Annotated in this window: 9 protein-coding genes; 6 read left to right on the plus strand and 3 right to left on the minus strand. The window is 67.6% G+C overall.

Going from position 1 to position 8927, the window contains the following annotated elements; genetic code table 11:
• Window positions 1-79 precede the first annotated feature (79 nt).
• From Tchar_RS04785 to Tchar_RS04810, 6 genes are all read left to right on the plus strand, one after another.
• Entirely contained in the window at window positions 80-1087 is a 1008-nt protein-coding gene (locus Tchar_RS04785) for a prephenate dehydrogenase (protein ID WP_144327942.1), read from the plus strand.
• A complete protein-coding gene (locus Tchar_RS04790; protein ID WP_144327943.1) occupies window positions 1051-3123 on the plus strand; it encodes a bifunctional 3-phosphoshikimate 1-carboxyvinyltransferase/cytidylate kinase in 2073 nt (690 codons plus the stop codon). Before Tchar_RS04785 ends, Tchar_RS04790 begins: the two co-directional genes overlap by 37 nt.
• Window positions 3124-3264: 141 nt before the next feature.
• Window positions 3265-4944: a 30S ribosomal protein S1 gene (gene rpsA, locus Tchar_RS04795; protein ID WP_144327944.1), complete on the plus strand. Its 1680-nt coding sequence runs from the start codon at window positions 3265-3267 to the stop codon at window positions 4942-4944.
• A gap of 110 nt (window positions 4945-5054) precedes the next feature.
• Window positions 5055-5348, plus strand: a complete 294-nt coding sequence (locus tag Tchar_RS04800) for an integration host factor subunit beta (protein ID WP_144327945.1) — start codon at window positions 5055-5057, stop codon at window positions 5346-5348.
• Window positions 5345-5635, plus strand: a complete 291-nt coding sequence (locus Tchar_RS04805) for a LapA family protein (RefSeq protein WP_144327946.1) — start codon at window positions 5345-5347, stop codon at window positions 5633-5635. Before Tchar_RS04800 ends, Tchar_RS04805 begins: the two co-directional genes overlap by 4 nt.
• Window positions 5625-6773 carry a tetratricopeptide repeat protein gene (locus tag Tchar_RS04810; protein ID WP_144327947.1) on the plus strand — a complete coding sequence of 383 codons (1149 nt, stop codon included), beginning with the start codon at window positions 5625-5627 and terminating at the stop codon, window positions 6771-6773. The genes Tchar_RS04805 and Tchar_RS04810 overlap by 11 nt, the downstream gene beginning before the upstream one ends.
• A gap of 11 nt (window positions 6774-6784) precedes the next feature.
• Here Tchar_RS04810 and Tchar_RS04815 read toward each other — a convergent pair whose 3' ends face one another.
• From Tchar_RS04815 to pgk, 3 genes are all read right to left on the minus strand, one after another.
• Window positions 6785-7510, minus strand: coding sequence for a Crp/Fnr family transcriptional regulator (locus Tchar_RS04815; protein WP_144327948.1), 726 nt, complete (start codon window positions 7508-7510; stop codon window positions 6785-6787).
• A gap of 43 nt (window positions 7511-7553) precedes the next feature.
• Window positions 7554-8621: a class II fructose-bisphosphate aldolase gene (gene fba / locus Tchar_RS04820; RefSeq protein WP_144327949.1), complete on the minus strand. Its 1068-nt coding sequence runs from the start codon at window positions 8619-8621 to the stop codon at window positions 7554-7556.
• A gap of 157 nt (window positions 8622-8778) precedes the next feature.
• On the minus strand, window positions 8779-8927 hold a 149-nt coding region (gene pgk / locus Tchar_RS04825; protein WP_144327950.1), incomplete at its 5' end, for a phosphoglycerate kinase.

The following is an 8927-nucleotide window of genomic DNA, read 5'->3' on the forward strand; positions in this document are numbered from 1 at the left end:
GGCTTTCCTCGGCCTGCCCAGGCCGGCATCCCGCACCGTGGCGCCCCAACCGGCACGCGCCCAGATGAGGGCCCTTTCCATGACGGCGGCGGACTTGGCGTCTCGTTCGACAGCAGCGGCCCACACCACGGCAGCGCCCCAGCCGGCTCCCCCCTGCCCCGCGTTCGAGCGTTTGGCCGTGCTGGGCTGCGGCTTGATGGGGGGGTCGTTTGCGCTGGCGGCCAAAGCCGCCGGCGTGGTGCGCCAAGTGGTGGGCTATGCCCGTTCGCCCGCTACCGTGCAGCGCGCCCGTGCGCTGGGCGTGATCGACGTCGCCGCCGCCTCGGCCGCACAAGCGGTGGCGGGGGCCGATTTGGTTTTGGTGGCGGTGCCGGTGGCCGCCACCGGCGAGACCCTGCAGGCCATCCGCGCCGAGGTGCCCGCCTCGGCACTGGTGATGGACGTGGGCTCGACCAAAGGCGACGTCGTGGCCGCGGCGCAGCGCCACTTTCATGACCGGCTGCCCCAATTCGTGCCCGCGCACCCGATTGCGGGCAAGGAGCGCGCCGGCGTGGAGCACGCCAGTGCGGACCTGTATCGCGGCTGCCAAGTGATTCTGACACCGCTGCCGCAGACCGATGGCGCCCACATCGAGCGTGCGCGTGCGCTGTGGCAAGCGCTGGGCGCGCGCGTGCGCCTCATGCGCCCCGAGGATCACGACGCCGCCTACGCCGCCGTGAGCCATTTGCCGCATTTGCTGGCATTCGCCGCCGTGCGCGCGCTGGCCCTGCAGCCGTCGGGGGCCACCTTTTTGGGCTTGGCCGGCCCTGGCTTTCGGGATTTCACCCGTATCGCCGCCAGTGACCCCGACGTCTGGCGCGATATCTTGTTGGCCAACGCCGAACAGGTGTTGCACCAGGCCCACGCCTTTCGCGCGGCGCTCGATGCCTTCGAGGCGGCGCTGCGGGCGCACGACGGCACGGCCCTGCGCACCATGATCGCCGAAGCCAGCCAGGTGCGCGCGCAGTGGGGCGCCGGCATCCATACCGCTGCTTCTCCGTCTTTCGCGCCATGTATCGAACCGCCTTCCTCGACATCCCGCCGCTGAGGCGCGCCGCCGGCCGTGTCCGCCTGCCCGGCTCCAAGAGCATCTCCAACCGGGTGCTGTTGCTGGCCGCCCTGTGCGAGGGTGAAACGACCATCGAAGATCTGCTCGACTCGGATGACACGCGCGTGATGCTGCAGGCGCTGGCGGCCCTGGGCTGCGAACTGCAGCCGCTGGACCCCACCACCGTGCGCGTGCGCGGACTGGCGGGGCGGCTGGCCGTGCCCAGCGCGCGCCTGTTTTTGGGCAACGCCGGTACGGCGATGCGACCGTTGACCGCGGCCCTGGCGGTGCTGGCCACGCGGCAGGGCGGGCGCTTCGAACTCTGCGGGGTGGCGCGGATGCACGAGCGCCCCATCGGCGACTTGGTCGATGCGCTGCGCCAGCTGGGTGCCGCCGTGCAGTACCTGGGGCGCGAAGGCTACCCCCCGCTGGCCGTGGGCTCAGGTGCGCCCGCCGGGCTGCACACCGCCGCGCCGATTCGGGTACGCGGCGACGTCTCCAGCCAGTTTTTGACCGCTCTGTTGCTGGCCCTGCCGCTGGCTGCCCAGACGCACGCCATCGTGATCGAGGTGGTCGGCGAGCTCATCTCCAAGCCCTACGTCGACATCACGCTGCGTCTGCTGCAGCGCTTCGGGGTCGCGGTGGAGCGCGAGGAATGGACGCGCTTCGTCATCCCCGCCGGCGCCCGCTACCGCTCCCCGGGCCGGATCGCGGTCGAGGGCGACGCCTCCTCGGCCAGCTACTTCATCGCCGCCGGGGCCCTGGCCGCCAGCGACGCCGCCGTCACCATCGAGGGCGTGGGGCTGGCCTCGATCCAGGGTGACATCCGCTTTGCCGACGCCGCCCAAGCGATGGGGGCGCACATCGAGGCCGAGGCCAACCGGCTGCACGTGCGGCGCGGCCGCTGGCCACTGCGCACGCTCGACCTCGATTGCAACCACATCCCCGACGCTGCGATGACGCTGGCGGTGATGGCCCTGTACGCCGACGGCCCGTCCACCCTGCGCAACATCGGCAGCTGGCGCGTGAAGGAGACCGACCGTATCGCCGCCATGGCGCATGAATTGCGCCAACTCGGCGCCACCGTCGAAGAAGGACCGGACTGGCTGCGCGTGCACCCCCTCGGCTTGGACGGGCGCGGCTGGCGTGCCGCGGCGCTGCGCACCTACGATGACCACCGCATGGCCATGTGTGGGTCGTTAGCGGCGTTCAACCCGGCGCACCTGCCGGTGCGCATCCTCGACCCACAATGCGTGGCCAAAACCTTCCCCGACTACTTCGAGACCCTGTGGACCGTGGTCGAGGCCGATGCGGCCGACATCCCCGTCATCTGCATCGACGGCCCCACCGCGTCGGGCAAGGGCACGCTGGCCGCTGCACTGGCCGAGCGCCTGGGCTACCATGTGCTGGATTCCGGCGCGTTGTACCGCGTGCTGGCGCTGGCTGCACAACGCGCGGGGCTGGCCACCGATGAGGCCGCCCTACTCGACCCCGAGGTGGCCCAGCGTCTGGGGGCGATGGCAGCGGCGCTACCGGTGCGCTTCGATGGCGGGCATTTGTGGCTGGACGACGGCGACGTAACCCAGGCGGTGCGCGCGGAGGCCGTCGGCATGGCCGCGTCGCGCATCTCGGCGCTGCCGGCCGTGCGCACTGGCCTGCTGGCCTTGCAACGCCGCTTCCGGCGCCTGCCCGGTCTGGTGGCCGATGGCCGCGACATGGGCACGGTGGTCTTTCCGGACGCGCCGCTCAAGGTCTTCCTGACCGCCAGCGCGGCCACACGCGCACGACGCCGCCATGAACAGTTGCGTGCACGCGGAGAAAATGCTATGATAGATAGTCTTTTGGCCGATATCGAGGCGCGTGATGCGCGCGACAGATCGCGAGCGGTTGCACCGCTTGCCATGGCTGAAGACGCGCTGCCACTGGATAACTCAGATCAGAGCATCGAAGAGTCGGTGCAAACGGTGCTGGGCTGGTGGCAGCAACGCCGGCCTTTTGCCGCCGCGTCGGGTCCGGACGCTGCGCAGGGCCGGTGAGGTTTGAGGCCCCGCGGGCGCTGCCGGATCCTCGCATCCGATCGTCCAAGGGTTCGTCGACCCACCACCTGCCCACCCTCCGGGCAGGTGCCCATCCCCAACTGCCGCCGTTGCCGGACCGCGGCGGCCTCAGGAAATTGCATGTCTGAATCGTTTGCCGCCCTGTTCGAAGAATCCCTCAAGCGCGCCGAAATGCGCCCCGGCGAAGTCATCACCGCCGAAGTCGTGCGCATCGACCACAACCACGTGGTCGTCAACGCGGGGCTGAAGTCCGAAGCTTACATCCCGATCAGCGAGTTCAAGAACGACCAGGGCGAGCTCGAAGTGCAGGTCGGCGATTTCGTCGCCGTCGCGGTCGAGGCCGTGGAAAACGGCTACGGCGACACCATCCTGTCGCGCGACAAGGCCAAGCGTCTGGCCTCGTGGATGCAGCTGGAAAAAGCGCTCGAGTCGGGCGAGTTCGTCACCGGCACCACCACCATCAAGGTCAAGGGTGGTCTGAAGGTCATGGTCAACGGCATCAGCGCGTTCCTGCCGGGTTCGCTGGTAGACACCCGCCCCGTCAAGGATTTGACGCCTTACGAGGGCAAGACCATGGAGTTCAAGGTCATCAAGCTCGATCGCAAGCGCAACAATGTGGTGCTGAGCCGCCGCGCAGTGATCGAGGCCTCGATGGGCGAAGAGCGCGCCAAGCTGCTGGAGACGCTCAAGGAAGGCGCCATCGTCACCGGCGTGGTCAAGAACATCACCGAATACGGTGCCTTCGTCGATCTGGGCGGCATCGACGGCCTGTTGCACATCACCGACATGGCCTGGCGCCGCGTGCGTCATCCCAATGAAGTGGTGCAGGTTGGCCAAGAAGTCACGGCCAAGGTGCTCAAGTTCGACGTCGAGCGCCAGCGCGTCTCGCTGGGCCTGAAGCAGATGGGCGACGACCCGTGGCTGGGTGTGGCGCGCCGCTACCCCGCCGGCACGCGGCTGTTCGGCAAGGTCACCAACATCGCCGACTACGGCGCCTTCGTCGAGCTGGAGCCCGGCATCGAGGGCTTGGTGCACGTCTCTGAGATGGACTGGACCAACAAGAACGTCGCGCCCAACAAAGTGGTGTCCATCGGCGACGAGGTCGAGGTTATGGTGCTCGACATCGACGAGGACAAGCGCCGCATCAGCCTGGGCATGAAGCAGTGCAAGCCCAACCCGTGGCAGGAATTCGCCGACAGCCACAAGCGCGGCGACAAGGTCAAGGGCCCGATCAAGTCGATCACCGACTTCGGCATCTTCGTCGGCCTGGACAACGGTATCGATGGCTTGGTGCACCTGTCCGACCTGTCGTGGAACGAATCGGGCGAAGTGGCGGTGCGCAACTACAAGAAGGGCCAGGAGGTCGAGGCAGTGGTGCTGGGCGTCGATGTCGAGCGCGAGCGCATCAGCCTGGGCATCAAGCAGCTCGACGCCGACCCCTTCACGACCTTCGTTTCGGTCAACGACAAGGGCGCCACGGTCACCGGTACCGTCAAGACCGTCGATGCCAAAGGCGCCGAAATCGACCTTGGCAACGACGTGGTCGGCTATCTGCGCGCCAGCGAAATTTCGCGCGACCGCGTGGAAGACGCGCGCAACGTGCTCAAAGTGGGCGATGAGGTCACCGCCGTCATCGTCAACATCGACCGCAAGAACCGCAGCATCCAGCTGTCCATCAAGGCCAAGGACGCCGCCGACCAGCAAGAGGCGATGGCCAGCCTGTCGCAGTCGGCGGGCAACGCCGGCACCACCAATTTGGGGGCGCTGCTGCGCGCCAAGTTGGACAACGCCAACAACTGATGTGCCCGCTGCAACCCGGTCGCGAGCCGGGTATGCTGCGCCAGTGCGCCCGGCCCGGCCTGCCCCGGCCGGGCTTTTTGTTACCCACGGCTGCCGGCATAATCGGGCCTATGAACCGCAGCGATCTGTTCGTCGCCCTGGCCGAGCGCCACCCGTTGTTGACCGCCGCCGACGCCGAAGCCGCCGTCAAGACACTGCTGGAAGGCATGACCCAAGCCCTGGCCGCAGGACAACGCATCGAAATCCGGGGTTTTGGCAGCTTTGCCGTCGTCACGCGTTCGCCGCGGCTGGCCCGCAATCCACGCACGGGCGAAAAGGTGGCCGTGCCGGGCAAGCGTGTGCTGCACTTCAAGCCTGGCAAGGCGCTGCGCGAGGCCGTGGACGCCGCCCGGGAGCGTGTATGAAGGTGCTGGGCTGGCTGTTCAAGGCGGCGGCTTTCGTTTTGGTTTTTGCGCTGGCGCTACGCAACCAGACCCCCGTGCAGGTGCAGGGGTTGTTTGGGGCCCAATGGGAAGCGCCACTGGCTTTGGTGCTGCTGATCACGCTGTGCGCCGGGGTGTTGCTCGGCATGGCGGTGATGGTTCCGCCCTGGTGGCGCGCCACGCGCGCTGCCCGCCGCGCCGCCGACCCAGGGGCACCGTCTGCACCCGCATCCCGCCCCAGCCCCGACGAGTCGGCGCATGGCATTTGACTTCGCTTGGCTGCTGTGGGCGCTGCCGCTGGCCTTCGGGCTGGGTTGGGCCGCGTCGCGCATCGATTTGCGCCACTGGCGGCTGGAAAGCCGCGCCGTGCCGCGTGCGTATTTTCGTGGCTTGAGCCACTTGCTCAATGAGCAACAGGACCAGGCCATCGACGCCTTGATCGAGGCTGCGCGCCACGAGCCGGATGCCGCCGAGTTGCATTTTGCGCTGGGGGGCCTGTTTCGTCGCCGCGGGGACTACGACCGGGCGGTACGGGTACACCAGCATCTGCTGGCGCGCGCCGACTTGTCCAGCGCCGAGCGCGAACGCGCCCAGCACGCACTGGCGCTGGATTTTTTGAAGGCCGGTTTGCTGGATCGGGCCGAAGCGGCCTTCGAGGCCCTGTTGGGCACGCGCTACGACGCCGAGGCGCGGCTGGCCCTGCTGGGCATTCACGAGCGCGCACGCGACTGGGCACGCGCCGCCGAAATGGCACAAGCCCTGGAAGGGGGGCCGCACGGCAGTTTTCGGCTGCGACTGGCCCACCACCGCTGCGAGCAGGCCTTGGCGCTGCAGCGCCAAGGCCGCACCGGCGACGCCCTGGCTCTGCTGGAGGCACTGGTGCAGCAGATCCCCGCATCGGCTCGGGCATGGGTGACGCTGGCCGAGGTGCGCCAGTCCCTGGGGCAGACCGAAGGGGCCTTGGCAGCCCTGCATGGGCTGCGACAGCACTGCCCCAGCCACCTGCCGCTGGTGGCGCACGCCTTGGCCCAGGGTGCGCTACTGACGGGCCAAGCAGCAGACGCCCAGGCGGCACTGCGCGCGTGGGCGGCCACGTATGGCCCGGCGCTTGACGTCACCCAGGCGCTGGCCGTGCTGGAGAGCGACGCAGCCGCTGCGCGTGCACACTATATCGATCATCTGCGCCAGGAGCCGTCGCTGGTGGCGGCCACTCTGTGGCTGGCCGGAGCACCGCTGGGCGCCGGCGACGACGACCGCCTGCTGCGGCGGGCGCTGGAGCGCGCCTGCGAGCCGCTCAAACGCTACCGCTGCGCGGCCTGCGGATTCGAATCACGCCAGTATTTTTGGCAATGCCCGGGTTGCCAGGGGTGGGATACCTATCCGCCACGGCGCGTCGAGGAGCTATAACGGACGGCCACTCATCCGACGGCGTCGCCGGCAACGATGGACTCCAAGGCGGCCTCATCGACGATACGATACAGTCGCCCGACGCGATCCAGCGGCTCCAGTACACCGGCGCGCACCAGGGCGCTGATTTCGCGGCTGACGGTCTCCAGCTTGAGATCCATCATCGCGCCCATGTCCTCGCGGGTGAACAACGTCACCACCGAAGGGTCCGTGGCGTGGCGCATTTTCAGGATGAAGTTGGCCACCCGCTGACGCGCGCTGCCAAAATTGAGCGCGGCCAGCCAATCGTCGGCTTCCTTGAGCGCCTGCTGCCACTTCTGCAACAAACGCCAGTGCAAGCGTGGCGAATTTTGCGCCAACCGGTGGATGACATCGGTCGGAATGCGGCACAGCGATGCCTCGGTCAGCGCCACCGCTTCGCTATCGTAGCGACTGGTGGCCAGTGCCTCCAACCCCACCACGTCCCCCGGCCGCAGCACACGCAGCACGCGCTGGCGACCATCGGGCGTGCTGCGCACCAGCTTGATCAGGCCGCTGCGCAGCGTAAATACGCCGAACGCCGCCTCGCCTTCCTGGTACAACGTTTGTCCGCTGCGAAAAACGAGGTCATCGATCGGCGCGTGGATCAGGTTGAAGTCCTGCTCGTTCAAGTCGGCGAACAGCACCATGTCGCGGATGCCGCACGCCTTGCAATCGGCGGTGCCGCGCCACGCGGATTCGGTCTTGATCGGGATCATGACCGAATTGTCGCCCGAATCGGCGCCACGCGCCGCCCGCCACTCACGCCACCCGCGGTGCCAACTCGCCTTTGTCGTAGCGCTGGCGCATCTCCTCCAGCGTGTAGATCTTGCCGATGCGGCTGGCCATACCAGCGCTGCCGAAGGCCTCGTAACGGGCTTTGCAGATACCGGCCATGGCCTTGGTGGCCGCCTTCAAAAACTTGCGCGGGTCGAAGTTCTTGCGGTCTTCGGCCAGATGCTGGCGGATGGCGCCGGTAGCTGCCATGCGCAGGTCGGTGTCGATATTGACCTTGCGCACCCCGTGACGGATGCCTTCGACGATTTCGTCCACCGGTACGCCATAGGTTTGACCCATGTCACCGCCGTAGCTGTTGATGATGGCCAACCAATCCTCGGGCACACTGGAGCTGCCGTGCATCACCAGGTGCACGTTCGGGATGCGGGCGTGGATTTCCTTGACGCGGTCGATGCGCAGCACCTTGCCGGTGGGCTTCTGGGAAAACTTGTAGGCCCCATGGCTGGTGCCGATGGCGATGGCCAGCGCGTCCACCTGGGTTTGTTGCACGAAGTCAGCGGCTTCATTGGGGTCGGTGAGCAGCATCGAATGATCGAGCTCCCCCTCGGCGCCGTGGCCGTCTTCCTCGCCGGCCTTGCCCGTTTCCAGACTGCCCAAGCAGCCGAGCTCACCTTCCACCGAGACACCACAGGCGTGGGCGATATCGGCCACCTGGCGCGTGACACGCACGTTGTACTCGTAGCTGGCCGGGGTTTTGCCGTCCTCCAGCAAGCTGCCGTCCATCATCACCGAGGTAAAGCCCGACTGGATGGAGCGCATGCACACGCCCGGCGAGGCACCGTGGTCCTGGTGCATGCAAATGGGAATGTGCGGGTACATCTCGACCGCCGCCGCCACCAGATGACGCAAAAACGGCTCGCCGGCATACGAGCGCGCGCCCGCCGAGCCTTGCAAGATGACCGGGCTGTTGACCGCATCGGCCGCCTGCAAGATGGCATGGATTTGCTCCATGTTGTTGACGTTGAACGCGGGCAAACCGTAGCCATGCTCGGCGGCGTGATCGAGCAATTGCCGCAATGTGATCAGTGCCATGATGGATGCACTCCTTCAGAAAACGAAAACACGATTGAGACGAAACGATGCACCAGTGCCCGGCGCACCTGCCGTTGTCCCGTGGCAGCCCGAGCTCGATCGGCGGCTGGCACGAGGATTCGGGTGACCAACGGCGCGCGGCCATGCGCGGCCCCTCTCAGACCACTGCGGCGCTTTGCGCGCGCCGCGCCAGCACCTCGAAGGCGGGCAGGGTCTTGCCCTCCAGCACCTCCAGGAAGGCGCCGCCGCCGGTGGAGATGTAGCCGACCTGCTCGGCGATGCCAAACTTGGCAATCGCCGCCAGCG

The sequence above is a fragment of the Tepidimonas charontis genome (assembly GCF_007556685.1).
GTDB lineage: Bacteria > Pseudomonadota > Gammaproteobacteria > Burkholderiales > Burkholderiaceae_C > Tepidimonas > Tepidimonas charontis.

Excerpts from the sequence above, each read along its gene's own strand:
- Tchar_RS04785 (WP_144327942.1), top strand. The coding sequence starts at position 80 with ATGACGGCGGCGGACTTGGCGTCTCGTTCGACAGCAGCGGCCCACACC.
- Tchar_RS04790 (WP_144327943.1), top strand. The coding sequence starts at position 1,051 with ATGTATCGAACCGCCTTCCTCGACATCCCGCCGCTGAGGCGCGCCGCC.
- rpsA (WP_144327944.1), top strand. The coding sequence starts at position 3,265 with ATGTCTGAATCGTTTGCCGCCCTGTTCGAAGAATCCCTCAAGCGCGCC.
- Tchar_RS04800 (WP_144327945.1), top strand. The coding sequence starts at position 5,055 with ATGAACCGCAGCGATCTGTTCGTCGCCCTGGCCGAGCGCCACCCGTTG.
- Tchar_RS04805 (WP_144327946.1), top strand. The coding sequence starts at position 5,345 with ATGAAGGTGCTGGGCTGGCTGTTCAAGGCGGCGGCTTTCGTTTTGGTT.
- Tchar_RS04810 (WP_144327947.1), top strand. The coding sequence starts at position 5,625 with ATGGCATTTGACTTCGCTTGGCTGCTGTGGGCGCTGCCGCTGGCCTTC.
- Tchar_RS04815 (WP_144327948.1), bottom strand. The coding sequence starts at position 7,510 with ATGATCCCGATCAAGACCGAATCCGCGTGGCGCGGCACCGCCGATTGC.
- fba (WP_144327949.1), bottom strand. The coding sequence starts at position 8,621 with ATGGCACTGATCACATTGCGGCAATTGCTCGATCACGCCGCCGAGCAT.